The organism is Rhizobium lusitanum (assembly GCF_014189535.1).
In the GTDB taxonomy this organism is placed as follows: Bacteria; Pseudomonadota; Alphaproteobacteria; order Rhizobiales; family Rhizobiaceae; genus Rhizobium; species Rhizobium lusitanum_C.
Map to the genome: position 1 here is coordinate 1,058,050 of NZ_CP050308.1, position 20,591 is coordinate 1,078,640.

20 protein-coding genes are annotated in these 20,591 nt (G+C 59.4%); 13 read left to right on the plus strand and 7 right to left on the minus strand.

Translation table 11 applies throughout. The features are described 5' to 3' along the window. Positions 1-20: 20 nt before the first annotated feature. Together HB780_RS18890 and HB780_RS18895 are read left to right on the plus strand one after the other, a co-directional pair. Positions 21-1,400 carry an ATP-binding protein gene (locus tag HB780_RS18890; RefSeq protein WP_183694948.1) on the plus strand — a complete coding sequence of 460 codons (1,380 nt, stop codon included), beginning with the start codon at positions 21-23 and terminating at the stop codon, positions 1,398-1,400. Positions 1,401-1,411: 11 nt separating this feature from the next. Beyond that, positions 1,412-1,993, plus strand: coding sequence for a DUF1349 domain-containing protein (locus HB780_RS18895; RefSeq protein ID WP_183694950.1), 582 nt, complete (start codon positions 1,412-1,414; stop codon positions 1,991-1,993). Between the two features lie 18 nt (positions 1,994-2,011). Here the strand turns inward: HB780_RS18895 and HB780_RS18900 are convergent, their stop codons facing one another. The 4 genes from HB780_RS18900 to HB780_RS18915 form a co-directional block, all read right to left on the minus strand. Continuing rightward, entirely contained in the window at positions 2,012-2,353 is a 342-nt protein-coding gene (locus HB780_RS18900) for a tRNA-binding protein (protein ID WP_183694953.1), read from the minus strand. A 26-nt stretch (positions 2,354-2,379) separates the two neighbouring features. After that, on the minus strand, positions 2,380-3,219 hold the full coding sequence (gene proC, locus HB780_RS18905) for a pyrroline-5-carboxylate reductase (protein ID WP_183694956.1): 840 nt from the start codon (positions 3,217-3,219) through the stop codon (positions 2,380-2,382). A 1-nt stretch (position 3,220) separates the two neighbouring features. Continuing rightward, the gene (locus HB780_RS18910) at positions 3,221-3,721 is read right to left on the minus strand and encodes a type III secretion system chaperone family protein (protein WP_047456289.1); all 501 of its coding nucleotides are present in this window, start codon (positions 3,719-3,721) and stop codon (positions 3,221-3,223) included. 391 nt (positions 3,722-4,112) lie between these two features. Next, positions 4,113-4,373 (minus strand): accessory factor UbiK family protein, encoded by a 261-nt coding sequence (locus HB780_RS18915; protein WP_183694958.1) that lies wholly within the window; start codon positions 4,371-4,373, stop codon positions 4,113-4,115. 262 nt (positions 4,374-4,635) lie between these two features. Here HB780_RS18915 and lgt point away from each other — a divergent pair, with 262 nt between their 5' ends. The 6 genes from lgt (at position 4,636) to HB780_RS18945 (ending at position 10,738) form a co-directional block, all read left to right on the plus strand. Beyond that, positions 4,636-5,523 carry a prolipoprotein diacylglyceryl transferase gene (gene lgt / locus HB780_RS18920; protein WP_183694961.1) on the plus strand — a complete coding sequence of 296 codons (888 nt, stop codon included), beginning with the start codon at positions 4,636-4,638 and terminating at the stop codon, positions 5,521-5,523. A gap of 79 nt (positions 5,524-5,602) precedes the next feature. Next, the gene (locus HB780_RS18925; RefSeq protein WP_183697251.1) at positions 5,603-6,700 is read left to right on the plus strand and encodes a class I SAM-dependent methyltransferase; all 1,098 of its coding nucleotides are present in this window, start codon (positions 5,603-5,605) and stop codon (positions 6,698-6,700) included. A 135-nt stretch (positions 6,701-6,835) separates the two neighbouring features. After that, positions 6,836-7,618 carry a peptidoglycan editing factor PgeF gene (gene pgeF / locus HB780_RS18930; protein WP_183694964.1) on the plus strand — a complete coding sequence of 261 codons (783 nt, stop codon included), beginning with the start codon at positions 6,836-6,838 and terminating at the stop codon, positions 7,616-7,618. A 1-nt stretch (position 7,619) separates the two neighbouring features. Next, on the plus strand, positions 7,620-8,771 hold the full coding sequence (locus tag HB780_RS18935; RefSeq protein WP_183694967.1) for a M24 family metallopeptidase: 1,152 nt from the start codon (positions 7,620-7,622) through the stop codon (positions 8,769-8,771). Positions 8,772-8,826: 55 nt separating this feature from the next. Further along, the gene (locus tag HB780_RS18940; RefSeq protein ID WP_183694970.1) at positions 8,827-9,699 is read left to right on the plus strand and encodes a hypothetical protein; all 873 of its coding nucleotides are present in this window, start codon (positions 8,827-8,829) and stop codon (positions 9,697-9,699) included. Positions 9,700-9,805: 106 nt separating this feature from the next. Continuing rightward, a complete protein-coding gene (locus HB780_RS18945) occupies positions 9,806-10,738 on the plus strand; it encodes a ribose-phosphate pyrophosphokinase (RefSeq protein ID WP_183694973.1) in 933 nt (310 codons plus the stop codon). Here HB780_RS18945 and HB780_RS18950 read toward each other — a convergent pair. From HB780_RS18950 to HB780_RS18960, 3 genes are all read right to left on the minus strand, one after another. Next, positions 10,692-11,993 carry an MFS transporter gene (locus HB780_RS18950; protein WP_286203142.1) on the minus strand — a complete coding sequence of 434 codons (1,302 nt, stop codon included), beginning with the start codon at positions 11,991-11,993 and terminating at the stop codon, positions 10,692-10,694. The two genes, HB780_RS18945 and HB780_RS18950, sit on opposite strands and share 47 nt — an antisense overlap. A 25-nt stretch (positions 11,994-12,018) precedes the next feature. Continuing rightward, positions 12,019-13,479, minus strand: coding sequence for a YdgA family protein (locus HB780_RS18955; protein ID WP_183694978.1), 1,461 nt, complete (start codon positions 13,477-13,479; stop codon positions 12,019-12,021). A gap of 106 nt (positions 13,480-13,585) precedes the next feature. After that, complete coding sequence (locus HB780_RS18960; RefSeq protein WP_183694980.1) at positions 13,586-15,037, minus strand: hypothetical protein; 1,452 nt, start codon at positions 15,035-15,037, stop codon at positions 13,586-13,588. 301 nt (positions 15,038-15,338) lie between these two features. Here HB780_RS18960 and HB780_RS18965 point away from each other — a divergent pair, with 301 nt between their 5' ends. The 5 genes from HB780_RS18965 (at position 15,339) to HB780_RS18985 (ending at position 20,579) form a co-directional block, all read left to right on the plus strand. Then, the gene (locus tag HB780_RS18965; RefSeq protein WP_183694983.1) at positions 15,339-15,950 is read left to right on the plus strand and encodes a 50S ribosomal protein L25/general stress protein Ctc; all 612 of its coding nucleotides are present in this window, start codon (positions 15,339-15,341) and stop codon (positions 15,948-15,950) included. Between the two features lie 245 nt (positions 15,951-16,195). Next, positions 16,196-18,562, plus strand: a complete 2,367-nt coding sequence (locus HB780_RS18970; protein ID WP_183694986.1) for a putative bifunctional diguanylate cyclase/phosphodiesterase — start codon at positions 16,196-16,198, stop codon at positions 18,560-18,562. Between the two features lie 15 nt (positions 18,563-18,577). Next, complete coding sequence (locus HB780_RS18975) at positions 18,578-19,309, plus strand: substrate-binding periplasmic protein (RefSeq protein WP_183694990.1); 732 nt, start codon at positions 18,578-18,580, stop codon at positions 19,307-19,309. Between the two features lie 75 nt (positions 19,310-19,384). Next, positions 19,385-20,101: an aminoacyl-tRNA hydrolase gene (gene pth / locus HB780_RS18980; protein WP_183694993.1), complete on the plus strand. Its 717-nt coding sequence runs from the start codon at positions 19,385-19,387 to the stop codon at positions 20,099-20,101. A gap of 1 nt (position 20,102) precedes the next feature. Next, complete coding sequence (locus tag HB780_RS18985) at positions 20,103-20,579, plus strand: GNAT family N-acetyltransferase (protein WP_183694996.1); 477 nt, start codon at positions 20,103-20,105, stop codon at positions 20,577-20,579. Positions 20,580-20,591: the final 12 nt, after the last annotated feature.

Below are 20,591 nucleotides of genomic sequence, written 5' to 3' on the forward strand. Positions count from 1 at the left end.
ATTCTCTGGGACCAGCGGCGATGGTGACATTCGATTCGATCCGACGCGATCAGGACCACCCGCCGTCCAGCGGCATGCGTTGGCTGTCGCGCTGGCTGCGTCGACGTCTACCGACCGGCATCTACGCCCGTTCCCTGCTGATCTTCATACTGCCGATGATCATCCTGCAGGCGGTCGTCACCGTCGTCTTCATGGAGCGCCACTGGCAGATGGTGACGCAGCGCCTGTCAATGGCGACCACGCGCGACATCGCCGCCATCATCGCGATCATCGAAACCTACCCGCAGGATGCCGACTATTCGGCCGTCACGCAGATAGCCCGGCAAAAGCTCGATCTCACCATCTCGATCGAGCCAGGCGGTGAGCTGCCGCCGCCGCGCGAAAAGCCGTTCTTCTCGATTCTCGACGGCATCCTCAGCGATGAAATCCGCGACCAGATCAACCTGCCCTTCTGGGTCGACACGCTCGGCAATTCCAGCCTCGTAGAAATCCGCGTCAAGCTGCCGGACAAGGTGCTGCGCGTCTTTGCCAAGCGCAGCCAGACCTATGCCTCGAACACCCATATCTTCATTCTCTGGATGGTCGGGACGTCGCTGGTGCTGATCGGCATCGCCGTTCTGTTCCTGCGCGGCCAGATCCGGCCGATCCTGGCGTTGGCGCAAGCCGCCGAAAGTTTCGGCAAGGGCCAGCGGCTGGAGAATTATTCACCGCGCGGCGCCGACGAAGTCCGCCGCGCCGGCCTTGCCTTCATCCTGATGCGCGAGCGTATCGAACGGCAGATCGAGCAGCGCACGGCGATGCTCTCCGGCGTCAGCCATGACCTGCGCACGGTGCTCACTCGCTTCAAGCTGCAGCTCGCCCTTGTGGGCGAAAATCCCGACCTCGACGGCCTCAGCGAGGACGTCGAGGACATGCAAAGCATGCTGGAGGGCTACATTGCCTTCGCTCGCGGCGAAGCAGAAGAGGATGTCGGCACGCTCCATCTCAGCGATATCCTCAACAGGGTCGAACAGGACTTCTCTCTCCACGGCAAATCCGTGACCTACTCGATCGACGGCGATGATGAAATCTCCGTCCGTCCGAACGCCTTCGCGCGGCTTGTAACGAACCTCGCCTCCAATGCGCGCCGTTATGCCCATACGCTCCGCATCGAAGCCAAGCACAGCGCCAAATGGCTGACGATTATTTTCGACGACGATGGTCCCGGCATTCCCGTCAAGGCTCGAGAAGACGTGTTCAAGCCGTTCTTCCGGCTGGACGAGGCGCGCAATCTCGACAATTCCGGCACCGGTCTCGGCCTGGCGATTGCCCGCGACATCGCCCGCAGTCATGGCGGCAACGTCACGCTCGGCGACAGTCCACTCGGCGGCCTGCGCGCCACCATCCGAATTCCTGCTTGATAAGGACGGACATGACGATCGACATCAACGACATGTATTGGCTGAATGCGCCACCGGTCTGGGAAATGAACCAGGGACGCCTGCTCGTCCGCTCCGGCGACAAGACCGATTTCTGGCAAGGAACCTATTACGGCTTCCATCGCGACAACGGCCACTTCCTCGGCCAGCCACGCCAAGGCGACTTCACCGCTGAAACCACCTTCATCGGGCATTATCAAGAGCTCTACGACCAGGCCGGCCTGATGCTCCGTTATGACGCCACGCACTGGATGAAATGTGGGATCGAATATACCGACGGCGCCAAGCATTTCAGCGTCGTGGTCACCAACGGCAATTCCGACTGGTCCGCCTTTCCGCTCGATCACGAATTCGATGCCCTGTCGGTACGTGTGACGCGTAACGGCGACGCCCTTTTCATCCAGTACCGTACCGATAAGATGGCCGAGTGGCGAATGGCCCGGCTCGCCTGGTTCGATCCGACCTTGGAAGAGGTCTCCGTCGGCCCCACCTTCTGCTCACCGCGGCGCGAGGGATTTGAAGCGGAATTTCTGGATTTCAGCGTGAGCGATCCGGTATCGCGGGATATCCACTAACGGCGATATACCGTTGAACTACATCATCTTCCGACCGTTGGGCACCGGCTGCGTCACGGCCGCAAGTACGATGGCGCCATTTTCGTCTTCAAATCCGAGAGTCAACACTTCGGAGCGGACGGGGCCAATCTGGCGCGGCGGGAAATTGACGACGGCAAGGATCTGGCGGCCGATAAGGTTCTCCAGCGTGTAGTGGACGGTGATCTGCGCCGAGGAGCGCTTGATGCCAATCTCTGGCCCGAAATCGATCCTCAACTTATAGGCCGGCTTACGCGCTTCCGGAAAAGCCTCGGCCTCGATGATCGTCCCGACGCGGATATCCACCCGCTCGAAATCGCCATAGGTGATCTCTTCCGTCATAAACACACCCTCTAGATCTTGGAAATTTAGCCGGCCAGTTCCTGTGCTCGGTTGCGCGCCGCTTCCAGCGCCTCGTCGAACAGAGGTTGCATCCCGCCTTCGGCCATCAGCACGGCAAGGGCCGCCGCTGTCGTGCCGCCTGGAGACGTCACATTCTGGCGTAGGCGCGAGGCGTCATCGGGGGACTGATGCAGTAATTCACCAGCCCCCGCGACAGTTTCCCGTGCGAGCCGCATGGCGAGGTCCGCCTGCAGGCCAAGCTTCCGGCCCGCTTCCGCCATGCACTCGACGAGATAAAAAACATAGGCCGGCCCGCTGCCGGACACCGCCGTCACGGCATCGATATCGGCCTCTTCCGGCACCCATTCGACCGGACCGGACACCTTTAGAAGATCATGCACCAATTGCCGCTGGTTCTTGCCGACCTCGGTATTGGCAAAGGCGCCAGTGACGCCGCGGCCGACCATGGCCGGGGTGTTCGGCATGGCACGCACCATCGCCGCTTTCCCCAGGTTCTTTTCGAGAGAAGCAAGCGTCTTGCCCGCTGCGATCGACACCACCACCGTATTCGGCCCGACCGTTTCCTTGAACGGCGGAAGCACGGCATCCATGACCTGCGGCTTGACCGCAATGAAGAGAACACCCGCAGTAACGCCGGCGGGAACACCGGTGACGTGGCTTGCGCCGGCATCGGCTATCAGCGTCCGCATCGCCTCGGACGGATTGGGATCGACCACGATCACCGAGGAACCAAGCACACCATTCTTCAGCCAGCCCGTCAGCATCGCGCCGCCCATATTCCCAGCGCCAATCAAGATGATAGCACCAGAGGATGAGAGCGCGCTGGAAGATGCCTCAGTCGTCATATCAGCATTCGCCCACGGTTTCGAACAGCACGGCTTCCATGGCGCGATTTGCGTCGAGGCCGGACCAGACAACAAACTGGAAAGCCTGATAATAGGCCTCGCAGGTGTCAAGAGCGTTGGACAGCAGCACTTCCACTTGCCGATTGGTCGGCTCGGCGCCGCCGGCAAGCAGCAGAGACTGCCGGAAGATCACGATATCCTCCTGCCGCCACAGGTCGAAATGGCCCATCAGCACCTGCCCGTTGACACAGGACAAAAGCTTGATGACTTCGTTGGCGCGGATGTCCGGGACCTTGATGTCGAAAGCGCAGGCGATATGCAGCGCCTCGAACTCCTCCATCCAGGAGAAGGACACATGATAATCCGTCCACTTACCTTCGACGGTCATGGCGATTTCGTCTTCGCCCGACCGCTCAAACGACCAGTCGTTATTGGCGGCCACGAACTCGATCATATCGACCGGATTTGACTGGCGTTCGACTTCTATTTCCATAAGGCTCATGCAACACCTTCTTGACCGGAAAGAATGCAGCTTTCGCGTGCTTCAACATTGAAAGAACGCAAACTGCTTTACTCCGGAAACATCTTCGGGATGATGTTGAACGGCTGCCAGACTAACGCATCCACCCTGCCCGGAGCTTACCAAGTCCGTTTCGAATCATCATTTAAAATCAGTGTATAACGGCATGCCCGGCATGCCAGCCCCTCAAGGGAGATTTTGGGCAACGGTGCTGTGGACAGCTCTTCCGATGTCTATTCAGAAGGGAGTCATAACTGACTCTGGCGATTGGCTTTTTTGCCAGTGTCCACAGGTGGATAAATCGCCGAAAATTTTAGAGGAAAAAGGCGCGGCAGAGGCCTGCCGCGCCTTTTTCTCGCAAAATTGATTGCAATTACTTGCTTTTCGAAGAAAGACGCGTTTCCAGAACCTCGATTCTGGCGAGCAGCGCTTCGTTTTCGTCACGAGCCTTGATCGCCATTTCACGGACAGCTTCGAACTCCTCGCGCTTGACGATATCGAGGCTGTTCAGCCAGCGTTCTGCATGCGCGTTGAAAGCCGTCTCGATCTCGCGGCGCACTCCCTGGGCCGCACCGGCGGCATCGGTCATCAACTTGGCGAATTCGTCCATGATACGGTTCGGTCCAGTGCTCATTGTGGTCTCCTTGCGGTCGTCAGCCTCAAAATTGAATGGCATCATATAGGGGCCAGATAGTGCTGAGGTAAGATTTCCGAGGGTTCGATGCAAGCAAATTGAGATAGGGCGGGACAAGCCGGCCCATGACGAAAGACTTATGAAAATCGACTTGACCGTTTCAATGCCGAACGCCATCTTCCGGCCACATTGGATTTAGCATGCTCTTATCCAAGAATCGCATCGCAATTTTGCGAACCATGCCCTAACGGATCTGACAATCTTGCTGACATCCGCCAATCTTGCCGCCATCCTGCCATTTCCCGATATCGATCCGATCGCCTTTTCGCTCGGTCCGCTGTCCATCCACTGGTACGGCCTCGCCTATGTTGCCGGTATCCTGCTCGGCTGGCTCTATGCGCGGCGGCTGGTCGACAACGGCAAGCTCTGGCTGAATGATACCGCTCCGATGACGCGCGTTCATCTGGACGATTTCATCCTATGGGTCGCCTTGGGCATCGTTCTCGGCGGCCGCATCGGCTACATCCTGTTCTACGATCTCGACAAGGTGCTCGCCAATCCGATCGTAGCCGTTCAGATCTGGAATGGCGGCATGTCTTTCCACGGCGGATTGATCGGCACGACCATCGCCATGATTCTTTTCGCTAATCGCAGCAAGATCCCGGTCTGGAGCCTGTTCGATATCGTCGCCGCGGTCGCGCCGATCGGCCTTTTCTTCGGCCGCATCGCCAATTTCGTCAATGGCGAACTCTGGGGCCGGGCTGCCGACGTCCCCTGGGCAATGGTCTTCTGCAGCCCGCATATTATCGCCGCGCATCAGGGCGTCTGCCCCGCCGGCCCCGATCCGCGCCACCCAAGCCAGCTCTACGAAGCCGGCATCGAGGGCATTGTCCTCTTCGTCATCCTCTTCATCCTGACGCGTTGGGCCCTGGCTCTGAAGAAACCCGGCACCATTAGCGGGGTTTTCGTCATCGGCTACGCCTTCTCGCGTATTTTCGTCGAATTCTTCCGTCAGCCCGATGAGCAGCTCGGCTACCTCCTCGGTACCAACTGGCTGACCATGGGCATGATATTGTCCCTGCCGATGGTCGCGATCGGCCTCTGGGCAGTCATTCGCGCCCGCCAGGCAGCCGCCCGGCAGACGGCCTGATCTCTGGGGTGAAATATCGCGTGATCCTTCCGAAAACTGCCTTATATTTTTCGGAATCATGCTCTAGCGAGACCAAATGATGACGACCCCGCTCGGCGAAAAAATCAAAGCCATTATCCGTGCGAACGGACCGGTCAGCATCACCGACTATTTTTCGCTCTGTCTGGCCGATCCGCAGCACGGCTACTACAAGACGCGCGAGCCTTTCGGCAGTGTCGGCGATTTCGTCACCGCGCCCGAGATCAGCCAGCTCTTTGGCGAGATGATCGGCATTTTCATGGTGCATGCCTGGCAGCGCCACGGCTCGCCCGCCGATGTCCGCCTGGTGGAAATCGGCCCCGGTCGCGGCACGATGATGGCCGATATGCTCCGCGTCATCAGCAAGCTTGCGCCGGCGCTCTATGATGCCATGAACGTACACCTGGTCGAAACCAGCGATCGGCTGCAGGAGTTTCAGCGACAGACGCTTGCCGACCATGGTGACAAGGTTTCCTGGCATACCGACTTCAATGACGTGCCGGCAGGTTTCACCCTGCTTGCCGCCAACGAGCTCTTCGACGCCATTCCCATCCGCCAGTTCGTCCGCACGGCAAACGGGTTTCGCGAGCGCACGGTCGGGCTCGATGCCAATGACGAACTGACCTTCGCGGTCGGCGTCGCCAGCCTGGACCCGGCGTTTCTCCCGGACGGGCCGGTTCCACCGATCGGCGCGATCTTTGAGATAGCCCCTGCCCGCCAGGCGGTAATGACAACGGTCTGCGATCGGCTCGCCGTTCATGGCGGCACCGCGCTCGCCATTGACTACGGACACATGGCGACAGGCTTCGGCGATACGCTACAGGCCGTGCGCATGCATGAATATGATCCGCCGCTGGAGCATCCCGGCGAAGCGGATCTCACCAGCCATGTCGATTTCCAACATCTGGCCGAAACAGCTGCCGCCTCCGGCCTGCAAATCAACGGATGCTGTCATCAGGGCGATTTCCTCATCGGGCTCGGTCTGTTGGAGCGAGCTGCTGCACTTGGCCGCGATCGCGACGCTGCGACGCAAGAGGGAATCCGCGTCGCCGTCGAACGGCTTGCCGGTGCCGGCGAAGGCAAGATGGGCGAGCTCTTCAAGGTGCTGGCGGTCTCAAGCCCGACGATCGATCTCCAGCCTTTTCGCCTTGCACGCTGAGCAAGACTGCTAAAGCCAGCGGATTGACAGAGCGCGCATGGCTGGGCCAACATCCCGGCCAAATCGAACCGCTTCGCCACAGATGCGTTATTCATCACGACCCACGCCAAAGAACCCATCAAAGGACATGCGGTATTGCCGACTCCGATTGAAAGCACACTGCTGAGCGCCGCCAAAAGCGCCGGTATCCGCCACGGCTATTTCACCCGCGAGGGTGGGGTCTCACAGGGCCTCTATCGCGGCTTGAACGTCGGCCTCGGCTCCCATGACGATCGCGCGCATGTAGAGGAAAACCGCCGCCGTGTCGCCGACTGGTTCGGCCTGCCGTTAGAGCGGCTTGCGACCGTGCACCAGGTCCATTCACCCGACGTGATCACCATCGATGCCGACTACGACGGTGATCGGCCGCAAGCCGACGCCATGGTGACGGCGACACCGGGGATTGTACTCGGCGTGCTCGCCGCCGATTGCGGACCGATCCTCTTCACCGATCCCGAAAACCGGGTGATAGGCGCTGCCCATGCCGGCTGGAAGGGTGCACTCACCGGCGTGCTGGAGAACACCATCGAGGCAATGGTCACGCTTGGCGCCAAGCGGGAGGCGATCACCGCCTGCCTCGGCCCCTCGATCAGTCAGGCAAGCTATGAAGTCGGCCCGGAATTCGTCGATCGCTTCACCGCTTACGACCCGGACTATACCAAGTACTTCATTCCGTCCGAAAAACCCGGCCACGCGATGTTCGACCTGCCGGCGCTAACGGTCGATCGTTTGCGCAGGGCCGGCGTGACCGCCGAAAGCCTCGCTCTTTGCACCTATCCCGATGCCAACCGCTTCTTCTCCTATCGCCGCACCACGCATGCGAAGGAGCCGGATTACGGCCGGCAAATTTCCGCCATCGCCATCGAGGAGACCTCCTAAAATGGCCCTGCATTTCGAACGCAGCGAATTCGACGCCCGTCTGGCCCGTCTCCTCGCAAAAATGCAGGAGGAGAAGCTCGATGCCATGCTGCTCTTCGCGCAGGAGAGCATGTACTGGCTGACCGGCTACGATACCTTCGGCTACTGCTTCTTCCAGACGCTGGTGGTCAAGTCGGATGGCACGATGGTGCTTTTGACCCGCTCGGCCGATCTGCGCCAGGCGCAGCTCACCTCCGTCATTTCCGACATTCGCATCTGGGTCGATCGCGTCAATGCCGATCCGACGGTCGATCTCAAGGAATTGCTGGTCGAGCTCGATCTGCTCGGCGCCCGCATCGGCGTCGAATATGACACGCACGGCATGACCGGCCGCGTCGCCCGCCTGCTCGACAGCCAGATCGCCACCTTTGGCCAGATCGTCGATGCCTCCTATCTCGTCGGCCGTCTGCGCCTTGTCAAAAGCCCGACGGAAATCGCCTATGTCGAGCGCGCCGCCACCCTCGCCGACGATGCGCTGGATGCCGCACTCGCGCTGATCAAGCCCGGTGCCGACGAAGCCGATATTCTGGCTGCCATGCAAGGCACGATCTTTTCCGGTGGCGGCGATTATCCCGCCAATGAATTCATCATCGGCTCCGGGCCAGAGGCCCTGCTCTGCCGCTACAAGGCCGGCCGACGCAAGCTGGATGCCGACGACCAGCTCACCCTCGAATGGGCGGGCGCCTATGCCCACTATCATGCCGCGATGATGCGCACGGTCGTCGTTGGCGATCCCACCCATCGCCACCGCGAGCTGTTCAGCGCCTGCCTCGAAACCATCCAGGCGATCGAAACCGTGCTGAAACCCGGCCATACCTTCGGCGACGTCTTCGACATGCATGCCAAGATCATGGACGAGCGCGGCCTTGCCCGCCACCGGCTGAATGCCTGCGGTTATTCGCTCGGCGCCCGCTTCTCCCCCTCCTGGATGGAGCATGAGATGTTTGTTGCCGGCAATCCGCAGGAGATCGAGGAGAGCATGTCGCTCTTCGTTCACATGATCATCATGGATTCAGATACCGGCACCGCGATGACGCTCGGCCAGACCTATCTGACGACATCTCAGGGACCGCGAGCTTTGTCGCGCCATCAGCTCGAATTTCTTAACCGTTAGCAGCGTAAAATAGCGATCCTGAACGGGGTGACCCTCGAAGGAAAGGATCGCGCATATGGGACTGGTCAGGACAACGTTGATTTCCGTTGGCTTCTGCCTTGCGCTTGTCGCCTGCAACACGACAGACGCCCTGACGCCGCCCGGGACCATCGGCGATGCCGGCTCCAGCCCCGTCACGCAACGCGATGTCGAACGCATGGCCTCCGCACCACAGCGCCAGCAGACAGCACAGGACAGCTATAGCTACCAACGACAGGGTTATCAGCAGCAGGGTTATCAACCACAAAGCTCTGGCGGAGGCTCGCTGGAGGATCAGGCGGCAGCGCTGAGAAGCGACGGTCGCAATCCTTACGCCTCCCGCCCCCTCGATGGCTCCCAAACCGCATCCATTCCACCGGGTAATGCACCGACATCCGAATCCGATGAGCAGCGCGAAGTCGACCGCCGCCTCGCCGATGACCCGCAGCCACAACAACAGGCTACTCAAAACCAGCAGGACGACCAGCAACAGCCCGACCAACAGCAGCAACAAGCTTCCATCGCCCCGGCAGCCGTAACCGGTGGAAACAGCGTTCGTTTCCTGCCGATCATCGGCGCTCCGGTCGAGGCCGTCACCCCGCTTTCACGCCAGCTTGGCGCGGAGGCACGTTCGCTTGGCCTGGCGATCAAGAGTTCGAGCGATTCCAGCGCCAGCTATATTCTGAAGGGCTATCTTTCCGCCTTCCAGGATGGACCGCAGATTTCCGTCACCTATGTCTGGGATGTCCTCGACAATAGCGGTGCCCGCCTGCACCGAATCCAGGGGGCTGAAAGCGCGCCGCTGAAGCGCGGCGATCCATGGACCGCCGTTCCTCCCTCCGTCATGCAAAAAATCGCCACCAAAACCATGTCGGAATTCAACTCCTGGCGTGACTCTCGCGGTGGATAGCCACAGGCTTTTCCGAAATATAAAAGGTATCGTACCTCTCCCCCCTTGCATTCGAGAGCAAGGCGGTTAAAAGCGCGGCTATCAGGTTGGTAACAGGCGGGCCAAAATGAAGATTTTCGCAGGCAACTCGAACAGGCAACTCGCCGAAGCGATCTGCAACTATCTCAATCTTCCTTTGGGTAAGGCGAGTGTCCGGCGTTTCGCGGACCAGGAAATCTTTGTTGAGATCCAGGAAAACGTGCGCGGCGAGGACATCTTTGTTGTTCAGCCGACATCGTTTCCGGCCAATGACCACCTCATGGAATTGTTGATTATGGTCGATGCGATGCGGCGCTCTTCGGCGCGGCGCATCACGGCTGTCATTCCCTATTTCGGCTATGCTCGTCAGGACCGTAAGGCCGGTCCGCGCACGCCGATCTCGGCAAAGCTCGTGGCGAACCTCATCACCGAGGCCGGAGCCGATCGCGTCCTGACGCTTGATCTGCATGCCGGCCAGATCCAGGGCTTCTTCGATATCCCGACGGATAATCTTTACGCCTTGCCAATTCTGACACGCGACATCGTGGCCAACTACGATATCGGCAACGTCATGGTGGTTTCGCCCGACGTCGGCGGCGTCGTGCGTGCCCGCGCGCTTGCCAAACGCCTCGACTGTCTGCTCGCGATCGTGGACAAGCGCCGTGATCGCCCGGGCGAGTCCGAAGTCATGAACATTATCGGCGATGTCACCGGCAAGGACTGCATCCTGATCGACGATATCGTCGATTCCGGTGGCACGCTCTGCAATGCCGCCGAGGCGCTCCTGAAGAATGGCGCGACCAGCGTCACGGCCTATATCACTCACGGCGTTCTGTCCGGTGGCGCCGTGACCCGCATCGCCAATTCGAAGCTGAAGGAACTGGTGACCACCGATTCCATTCAGCCGACGACGGCTGTACTATCCGCGCCGAACATCCGCGTTATCAGCACCGCCAGCCTCATCGGCGAAGCCATCAACCGCACCAGCCAGGAAGAATCGGTTTCCAGCCTGTTCGACTGAAAACCGGCCATCCCTTCCTCATGCCGGTGTCACACCGGCCGGATGCCTTTGCCGCCAGACAAGCAGCCCTATTCCGATCAGCCCGGCGACGAAAACCGCGGCACCCGCCCCCCATGATCGACGGCCCGATGCCGAACCAGGCAAAGAGCGTCGGCGACATGAGATAGGCGAGGAAAAGGCCGAGGAAGATAGCGCACATCATCAAGCGATAGATCTGCGCCAGACGGTGTGGCTCGCTCCTCGTCTGCATCAGATGCAGCATGGCGAGATTCTCGAAGGGGCCATTGATCGAGGCAAAGCATGCAACGGCCATCAACCATAGACGGTCATGCATCAGCGGTAGCAGGAAGACGCCGGTGCCGAAAATCAGTTTTGCCACGATGATCCAGACCACTGGCCGCCGTGGCTTCATATTGCTGAGGATGAGGTTGGTCGTCACGTTGCCGACACCATAGGCCATCATCATCAGGCTGTAATCGGTCAAGGGATCGCTGCTGGTTTCGCGCAGGTGCAGGATCATCCCAAGCAGAATGCCCATGGCCCAGGCGATATTTCCCATCAGGTTGGTGAACAGGCCATAGAGGATGGCAGCATGACCTCGCGCAGCCCTCCATCCGCCCAGCACACCGTCGATCACCGCAGCCGCGCCCGAGAAATCGCGACGGCGAGGCGCGGGCGGCACTCTGGCGACAGCCAGCCAGACCGCCAGGGCAGACAGCAGCAATGTCGCCGCCGTCACGGTGAAGAACTGTGATTTCGGCAGGAAGCCGTTGACCAATGCAATCAAGCTCGGCCCCAGAATGCGGGCCATGCGCCTCGTGGCGTCGAACAATCCGTTGGTCGCATGCCGAACGTCGGGGTCGACCGCGATCGTCGGCAAGGTCGCCTGCAACGACGGATCGAACGCTGCCGTCAGCAAGGCGATGCATCCGGCAAGCACGATCAGCAACGGCAGGCTCATGACATGCATCAAGCCGGCCACGGACAGTACCAGCAACAAAAGCGCGCGCAGCACATCGGACGAAATCATCGTCGTGCTATGCCGCCAGCGATCCGTGAGTATCCCACCGAAGAGACTGCCGAATAGAAGCATGCCCGACTGCAACGCGGACACGTAGCCCGCGTTGCTGCCAATGAAATCCGCCGCGATCCAGACGACGGCGACCATGTAGAATTCGGATCCGGTCGCCGCCAGCACCTGGCCGGCCCATAGGAGAGAAATCGAGCGCTGGGCCAGCGGCCTTAGGACAAACATCTTCGCATTCTGGTATTCGAGCGGCTTACTTGATGACCTGGCCGTTGATCGTCACGGTCTTGTCGTCGGCGATGCTGACCTCCCAACGCGAACGTCCGTCGGGATCGGTCTTGGCGAAGCCCTTGGCCATCATCAGGCCGAAGGAGAACTGGCTGAGATCCTGCTGCGTCTTCGCGGCCTCCTGAACAGCAGCGATCGTCTTGTCGAGGTCGCGTGCAAGTATCGTCATGTTCATAGTGACACGGTTGGTATCGTCCAGCGCGCCATGCATACTGCCGGAAGCTTCGACGTCGTAGAGCTCCGAAACCGCACTGATCTTCGGAAAATTGACCGTCATCGTTCCATCAGGAAACATGGCTTCGCGCAACTGTTTGTCCACGGCGTCCTGGCCGGCCGGATGGTTGAAATCGGTCTGCTGCAGAACCTCCGCAAGAGCGGCAAAATTCAGGTTCGGCAGCTGCACCTGCATTTCAGCAGAGCTGGGAATGAAGGCAACATAGTCTTCCGGCACGAGACCGGATGCCAGGGTGAGCTTCTCGGCGCGGAGGCCGAAATCGGCATTCATCGCATTGCTCGGTCCCGCCACCTTGAAGGAATAATCCATCTGCCGCAGACCGCCATCGCCCAAGGGGGTCGTCACGGAAACATCCTTGAGGGCGACCGTCTCGCCGAACGAACCGACGATCGGCATCATCCTCTGCAGCAACGCCTTGAGCGCCGTGCTCTCGTCCTCGGACAGGGTCTTCGCTTCCTTGTGCTCGGAGAAGAAGCGAAACAGTTCATTCAACGCCTTCACTGGCAGCTTGGTCGCCGATGCGTTGAAATCGATCGCGCCGACCTTGATCTCGGCGAGCGTCACATCGGAGGAGGAGATCGTGTTGTTGAGGGATTGCAGGCTGCCGTCCATCTTGAGATCAAGCTTGTCCGGCTCACCGCTGTCGGACGACGACAGCGTGTAAACGATGCTGTCAGCCGTGGCATCGCTCTTTTGTACGGTTTTGTCTTTATCGGTGGTCTTCGTGGCGAAGGTGATGCCGCTGCCCTTCATCTCCATCGAGCGCACATAGTAAAGCGCGGGGTCGAAGACGCCCTGGAAGCTGGAGGAGGCCAGCGCATAGCGGAGCTCGACACTCGGGACTTTGCCGGTCTTCGAGCGGGCGGTGACATCGATCGCATTACTGCCCTCGATGTTCCACAGGCCGCTATCCTGCGGCGTGGCAAACGCCGTCAACGGCTTGAGCCCCGTAATTGCGAAACCGGTGACGTTCAGCTTGTCGAGGAGTTTCTTAAGGTTATAGGTCACTTCATAGCGACCGTTCACCGGCTTGACAGCGACGATCCCACCCTTCGCTATGTCGTCCGGCATGAAATGCGTAAGGTTGCCAAGCAGATCCTTTGCACCTTGTTCATTGACATCCGCCGCCTGCGACACACCTGCCACACCCACGGCGAAAACCGCCGCCGCGGTTACTGCTTTAAAACGCATGCTTCATTCCCCCAAATTACCTAGAAAAACAGTTGGAAACAGAAGAACCCTGAAGTGGGTTCTTGATCAGATCGAAGACGCCGAAACGAGTGTCGGGTACAAACTCTTAGGGGCCTTTGGGGCCTTTAAGCACTTGTCCATTCACCGTAACGACGCGATTTTCATCCATCGTGACATCCCAGCGCTGACGGCCATCCGCATCGGTCTTGGCGAAACCTTTGGCGGCCATCAGGCTGAAGGAAACCTTGTTCAGTTGCGGGTCCGTCTTGGCCACGTCCTGGATGGCGGTGATCGTCTTGTCGAAATCGCGGGCCAGGATCGTTGCCTGCAGCGAGTAGCCGGCGTGGGACTGGGTGCTCCTCTTCAACGCGCCGGAGACCTCGACATCGTAGACGCCGGAGGTCGCGCTGATTTTCGGAAATTCGAGAGTCGCAAGGCCACCTGGGAACGCGATGTGTTTCAGCGCCTCGCCGGAAACCGGCGTGGCACGCGTCGCCACATTCTTCAGGGCCGCATCGATAATGCCATCGAAATTGATATTGGGCATGCCGATCTGCACATCGAGCGTTTCTGGCAGGAAAGCGGCATAGGCCGACGGAATGAGGCCAGGGTCAGGCGTGAAGTGCTCCGCGTGCAGGCCGAAATTGACGTCGGAGGCCTTTGTAAGGCCATCCATCTTGAAGCTGTAATCGACTGTCTTGACGCCGACCTTTCCCTTGGCGGTCGTCACCAGCAGATTGTTCAACGTCACCGTTTCGTCCAGCAAACCGAATCCCGGCAGGGTGCGGCGCACCAGCTCCGCGAATTTCTCGCTGCCGCTGTTGGATAGCTGCTTGGCCTTGACGTGCTGAATGAAGAAGTGAACGAGTTCGCGCAGTTCCTTCGCCGGCAGGCTTGTCGCCGCCACCTTGATATCGATGCTGTCCGCGCTGAGATTGACGGACGACGCACCAGGCCCGGTCACCGTTTCATTGAAACGCTGCAATGTGCCCTGTGATTGCAGGTTGACCTTGCCGGCCTGGGTGCCGTCGGTCACCGAACTGGAGAACGATGCGTTATCGATGGTGGCGTCCATCGCATGGCCGGTGTTTCTGCCAGTGCCAATGCTGGAGAACTTGATGCCATTGCTCTTCGTCTCCAGCGACCGCATCACCTCGAGCGCCGGATCGAAAATGCCGTCAACCGAGTTGGAGGCAACGGAATAGCTGACATCCGCTGTCGGCGAATGAACCGAAACGTCGAGGCTATTATCGCCCTTCAGGTGCCATTTGCCTTCCGCAAGCGGCTGCGCGAACAGCAATAGAGGCTTGAAACCGGTAACCGAGAGCGCGCTGGAATTGATCTTGTCGAAGAATTTCGCGAGGTCGTAGGTGATCTGATATTGATCGCCCGACGGCGTGACGGTGACGAAATCGCTGCGGGCGAGATCCCGCGAAAGGGAATGCGTCAGGATAGTGCGCAATTCCTTTGCGCCTTGCTCGTTGACGTCAGCCGCCTGCAACGCGCCAGCAAGACCGATGGAAAAAACCGCGGCGGCGGCGATAGCCCTGGAGCGCATGCCCGATCTCTCCTTTTGACCCTGATCGATTGAAATCGACTGTTGAAGAGGCCAAGGGTATATGTCAAGGCGTTGATAGAAATAGCATCGCCGGCTCTTTATTGGGAGTTGCAATCTCATCACAGCTGCGCTTTCTACGGAGATGCTTGCGCCTGCGGCCACTTTGTATTATACGCCACGCGTCCGCGCAGACACCCTTGGAGGCAATGCGGATGAGGCAGGGCACGCCCTCCTCCAGTTCAACCGATACGGCATATGACCGACCGGATGAGCTCTCCAGATAACCTCGAAAGGAATAGCTATGAGCCACGAAAGCTACGAGCTCAAGGCCGAGGCGCGCGAACGGGTTGGTAAGGGGTCCGCCCGTGAACTTCGCCGCAATGGTTTGATTCCCGCTGTCATCTATGGTGACAAGCAGGCCCCCATTTCGATCACTCTCAACACCAATGAAGTGACGAAGCGTATCCATGCCGGTGGTTTCCTCACCACGATCGCGACGATCGACGTCGGCGGCACGAAGATCAAGGTTCTGCCGAAGGACTACCAGCTCGATCCGGTCCGTGACTTCACGCTCCATATCGACTTTCTGCGCGTCTCCGGCAACAGCCAGGTGACCGTTGAAATCCCGGTTCACTTCGTCAACCAGGAAAAGTCCCCGGGTCTCAAGGCTGGCGGCGTGCTGAACATCGTTCGTCACGAAGTCGAAGTCCATTGCCCGGCCGATGCGATCCCGGAATTCTTCACTGTTGACCTGTCGGGTCTGAAGGCCGGCGACAGCATCCACATCTCGCATGTAACCGTGCCTAAGGGCGTAGTTCCGGTCATCGCTGACCGCGACTTCACGATCGCAACGATCGTCGCTCCGGCAGCCGGCCTTACGGAAGAAGAAGGCAGCGAAGAAGCCAGCGCCTAATCAGCGTCTTCGTCGCTACACATTCAGACCCGCCTCCCCTCTGGGGATGGCGGGTTTTTTCATGTGTAAATTCTAATAAAAGTCGCAGAAAGTCTTGCGAACTACAGAATCAATACTTGGTTTAAATCCATTAACCCCATGGTTTCAGCAACATTTAACACATTCGTGAAAGTTTACGCCAAACAGTTGTAGAGAACGGCACGCCCCAAGATCAGCCGGTCTGCGACCGGGGAGCAAGCGGAACTATGAACCATTCCGTCGAAAACAGGTTTTTCGCGATCGTCTGCGGTGCGCTGCTGGTTTTCGTCGCGCCGCTTTTTGTGCTCTTTCTTTTCCTCTCGTCCGAACGCGCCGAAAAGGAAATCAAGGACCATATCTCCGTTCTGCTGGTCGCCAACGCCCAGGCGCTCGCCAAACCGCTATGGGATCTCGACGAGGACAGCGTCACGCAGATCAGCGCGACGACGGTTGCCGAGGGTGCGATCGTCAAGGTCAATGTCCGCGACCTCTCCGGCCAGCTCGACGTCACGCAATCGACCATCCCGAAATCCTACAAGGGGGCATTGGAAGCCGTCTCGCGTTCGATCATCTACAATGGCGTGGATGGCGCAAGGAATCTCGGCTCCATCACTGTCTACTATCCCACGCTCGGCCTCTTCGACGGATTGAAGAGCGAGGAGATCGTCTTCATCTCGATCTTCATCTTCGCCGTCTTGACCGTCTTCGGCGCCGCCTTGATCGGAAACCGCATATTCGTCATTCAGCCACTAATGCGGCTGACCCACGCGATAGAGGCGACGCGGCAGCTGGGCTCGCGCCATCATGTCGATTGGCAGTCCAACGACGAAATGGGCCGGCTCGCCCATAGTTTCAACGAGATGCAGAGCAAGCTGGAGCGCGAGGAGACCGAGTTGAAGCTCGCCCATCGCCGCGCCACCGATACCTATAATCTGACGCCGGCCATGCTGTTCTCGCTCGACAAGGACGATTGCATCGCCGCCGTCAGCGATTATTGGCTAGCCGCCACGGGCTACGCCCGCTCCAACGTGCTCGGCCGCAAGTTTGTCAGCCTCGTCCTTCCGGAATCGCGCGCGAAATACATCGAACGCAAACGCAGCCATCCCGACAGTGCCGCCCGCTTCGACGTGACGGTAAAATTCTATTGCCAGGACGACCGGGTCATGGACGTGCTGATCCTCGAGACGACAGCGATCCAGGATGGCCTTTCGCTTTCGGTCATGACCGATGTCACCGATCTCAAGCAATCCGAAGACCGGAACCTGCGCCAGGCGATCACCGATCATCTGACCGGCCTGCTGAACCGTCAGGGTTTCGAGACGGCGCTGGACGGCAAGATCAACGAGGCAGACAAGCGCAAGCGCGAACTCGCTTGCCTTTTCATCGATCTCGACCGCTTCAAATGGATCAACGACAACAAGGGCCATGCCGCCGGCGACGCGGCGCTCCGCGAGCTGGTTGCTCGCTTGCAGGCACGGTTGGGACCCGGTGACATCGCCGCCCGCCTTGGTGGAGATGAATTCGCTATCCTGCTGCTTGCCGAGAACGCCGAAGCAAAGGCGATCGATATGGCAGCCCGCATCTCCGAGATATTCGAAGAACCCTTTGGTGGCGACGCCCGCCTCAGCGCCAGTATCGGCATCGCCATCTACCCCCGCCATGCCGCCAACGCCGCCGAGCTGCTATTGAAATCGGATATCGCCATGTATGCCAAAAAACATGACGGCAAGAACGGCGCGCAGATCTTCGACAACAGCATGCTGGACGCATCCCGCCGCCGTGCGGAACTTGAAAACCATATCGAAAGCGGCCTCAGCGAAGACTGGTTCGAGGCCTACCTGCAACCGATCGTCAATATCGACGATCGCTCCATCGCCGGCTTCGAGGCGCTGATGCGGCTGCATCATCCGCAAAAGGGCATTCTGCCGCCGGCCCGGATCATCGAGGTCGCGGAGGAGACGGGCTCGATCATTCGCATCGGCAATCGCATCATGGAGAAGGCGGTTTCCAATTTTGCTCGTCTCTCGCGCCTCGACGGCATGCAGGACACCTATCTCGCCATCAATTTCTCGCCACTGCAGTTCGAGCCGGAACTGCCTGTGCGCATCGCCGCCCTGCTCTCCCGCCACGATATTTCCCCGAAGCGGATCGTCGTCGAAATCACCGAAGCAGTCCTGATGGACGACAATCCGGAAACGCGCATGGTCATCAACGAAATATGCCGCTACGGCTGCCGCATCGCGCTCGACGACTTTGGTACGGGCTATTCGTCGCTGAGCTACATCAACCGTTTCCCGGTTGATATCATCAAGATCGACCAATCCTTCATCCGCGCGATCAACGACACCGCCTCGGATGTCAGCGCCAAGAGCCGTATGCTGGTCGAAAGCATCACGACGTTGTCGCACAAGATGAACTGCACGGTCATCGCCGAAGGCATCGAGACCGAGGAGGAATGCACGACGCTACGCGCCATGGGACTGGATTACGGTCAGGGCTACCTGTTCCACCGGCCACAGCATCCAAACGATCTGATGAAGACACTGGCAGGACCACGAGCAGAGGGCCTCCCCTCCGTGGCGCAAGCATCGTAGCTAGAGGAGAACCACATGCGAAAACTGCTGCGCCTCATCCTTTTCAGCCTCGCCTCCAGCGGCCTTCTCTCTACAGCTCAAGCCGCAACCATCGCTTTCACCACAGAAGAATATCCGCCCTTCAACTACCGCGACGGCAAGACGGCCGTGGGCGCGACCGTCGACCAGGTACGCAAAGTGATGGCCGATATCGGCGTCGACTATTCGATCGAGGTCATGCCGTGGGCACGGGCCTACTCCCAGGCGCAGACGGTACCGATGACCTGCGTCTTCGCCACAGCACACAATGAAGAGCGTGACAAGCTGTTCAAGTGGGTCCAGCCGGTGCTGGTCGACCGTAACATCCTGATCAAGCACACTGGATCCAGCGTCACCGCCGCCACGCTCGATGAGGCACGGAAGTATACTGTCGGCACATGGCGGGAAGACTATACCGAGACCATCCTGCGGCAGGCCAGTTTCCCGCGGATCGATGTCGGCAGCGACTTCAGGGCCACACTGAAAAAGCTGATGAGCGACCGCATCGACCTAATGCCGATCTCCGAAAGCTATTTCGACAAATTGAGGAAAGAAGGCAACGCCGTCGAGAAGGTGACAGTTCTTTCCGCGCAGCCCATGGGCATCGCCTGCCAGAAGGATTTTCCGGACGATCTGCTGAAGAGGATGCAGACAGCGCTCGACAGCTTGATTGCCGACGGCACGCAGAAGCAAATATTCCTGAAATACGGCCTGCACCTCAGCGACTGACGGAAGGCCTCGCCTTGACTTTGCCGTCAATTCCTTGTCGTGAAGGGCATCGGCATTTTCCAAAGGGCGAAGCGCATGCTTCTCATCGTGGGCCTCGGCAATCCCGGCGCCAAATATCAGGGCAACCGTCACAATATCGGCTTCATGGCCGTGGACGCGATCCATCGTCGCCATAGCTTTTCACCCTGGTCGAAGAAGTTCAGGGCGGAGATTGCCGAGGGCGAACTCGGCGGCCAGAAAGTCCTGCTGATCAAGCCGCAGACCTTCATGAACCTTTCCGGCGAATCCGTTGGCGAGGCCATGCGCTTCTACAAGCTCGAGCCTTCCGACCTCGTCGTCATCTATGACGAACTCGACCTGCCGGCCGCCAAGGCGCGGTTAAAGACCGGCGGCGGCCATGGCGGCCATAACGGTATCAAGTCGATCGACGCCCATTGCGGCAAGGAATACCGGCGGCTGCGCCTCGGCATCGGCCATCCCGGCGTCAAGGAGATGGTACAGAACCACGTGCTCGGCGATTTCGCCAAGGTAGACCGCGACTGGCTGGAACTGCTGTTCGATGCGATTGCCGACAATGCCGACATGCTGGTGCGCGGCGAGGATTCGCAGCTCATGAACAAGATCGCGCTGGCACTGGGCGGCAAGGCGGAGGAAGAAGCCCCGAAACCGGAAAAGAAGGCCGTGGCCAAATCTCACGTTCATCAGGCCCGCAATCACAATCAACCGCGCATGCCCGAGAGCGGCCCGATGGCCGAGATGCTGAAGAGAATGTTCGGCAAGAAGGACGATTGAGATGGCGGAAGCCGTAAACGGCGGCGACATGGTGGTGATCCGCCCGGCCGCCGCCGGCGATCTCCCCACCCTTCTCGCACTCTATGGGCACCTCAATCACGACGATCCGGAACTGGAACCGGCGCTGGCGGAAAGCCGCTTTGCGGAGATCCTGGCGCACCCCGGAATGATGATCTTCGTGGCGTTTGCCGGTAACTTCGCCGTCTCCTCCGTCACCCTTGTCGTAGTCCCGAATTTAACGCGCCAGGGCGCATCCTATGCGCTGATCGAGAATGTCGTCACCCACGCCGACCATCGCCAGCGCGGCCACGCCCGGGCGCTGATCCACAAAGCCATCGCAACGGCCTGGGAGAAGAGTTGCTACAAGGTGATGCTGCTCACCGGCTCGAAGGAACCGGCGACGCTGCGCTTTTACACCAATTGCGGCTTCTCGCAGGACAAAACCGGCTTCCAGATCCGTCGCCCGGCCCTGGCCTGACGTTCCCGGCCC

Coding starts and splice junctions, on each gene's coding strand:
- HB780_RS18895 (WP_183694950.1), top strand. CDS start 1,412: ATGACGATCGACATCAACGACATGTATTGGCTGAATGCGCCACCGGTC.
- proC (WP_183694956.1), bottom strand. CDS start 3,219: ATGACGACTGAGGCATCTTCCAGCGCGCTCTCATCCTCTGGTGCTATC.
- HB780_RS18950 (WP_286203142.1), bottom strand. CDS start 11,993: ATGTTTGTCCTAAGGCCGCTGGCCCAGCGCTCGATTTCTCTCCTATGG.
- HB780_RS18960 (WP_183694980.1), bottom strand. CDS start 15,037: ATGCGCTCCAGGGCTATCGCCGCCGCCGCGGTTTTTTCCATCGGTCTT.
- HB780_RS18970 (WP_183694986.1), top strand. CDS start 16,196: ATGAACCATTCCGTCGAAAACAGGTTTTTCGCGATCGTCTGCGGTGCG.
- HB780_RS18940 (WP_183694970.1), top strand. CDS start 8,827: ATGGGACTGGTCAGGACAACGTTGATTTCCGTTGGCTTCTGCCTTGCG.
- HB780_RS18910 (WP_047456289.1), bottom strand. CDS start 3,721: ATGAGCCTTATGGAAATAGAAGTCGAACGCCAGTCAAATCCGGTCGAT.
- HB780_RS18915 (WP_183694958.1), bottom strand. CDS start 4,373: ATGAGCACTGGACCGAACCGTATCATGGACGAATTCGCCAAGTTGATG.
- HB780_RS18890 (WP_183694948.1), top strand. CDS start 21: ATGGTGACATTCGATTCGATCCGACGCGATCAGGACCACCCGCCGTCC.
- HB780_RS18900 (WP_183694953.1), bottom strand. CDS start 2,353: ATGACGGAAGAGATCACCTATGGCGATTTCGAGCGGGTGGATATCCGC.
- HB780_RS18955 (WP_183694978.1), bottom strand. CDS start 13,479: ATGCGTTTTAAAGCAGTAACCGCGGCGGCGGTTTTCGCCGTGGGTGTG.
- HB780_RS18935 (WP_183694967.1), top strand. CDS start 7,620: ATGGCCCTGCATTTCGAACGCAGCGAATTCGACGCCCGTCTGGCCCGT.
- HB780_RS18945 (WP_183694973.1), top strand. CDS start 9,806: ATGAAGATTTTCGCAGGCAACTCGAACAGGCAACTCGCCGAAGCGATC.
- HB780_RS18975 (WP_183694990.1), top strand. CDS start 18,578: ATGCGAAAACTGCTGCGCCTCATCCTTTTCAGCCTCGCCTCCAGCGGC.
- HB780_RS18985 (WP_183694996.1), top strand. CDS start 20,103: ATGGCGGAAGCCGTAAACGGCGGCGACATGGTGGTGATCCGCCCGGCC.
- pth (WP_183694993.1), top strand. CDS start 19,385: ATGCTTCTCATCGTGGGCCTCGGCAATCCCGGCGCCAAATATCAGGGC.
- HB780_RS18965 (WP_183694983.1), top strand. CDS start 15,339: ATGAGCCACGAAAGCTACGAGCTCAAGGCCGAGGCGCGCGAACGGGTT.
- HB780_RS18925 (WP_183697251.1), top strand. CDS start 5,603: ATGACGACCCCGCTCGGCGAAAAAATCAAAGCCATTATCCGTGCGAAC.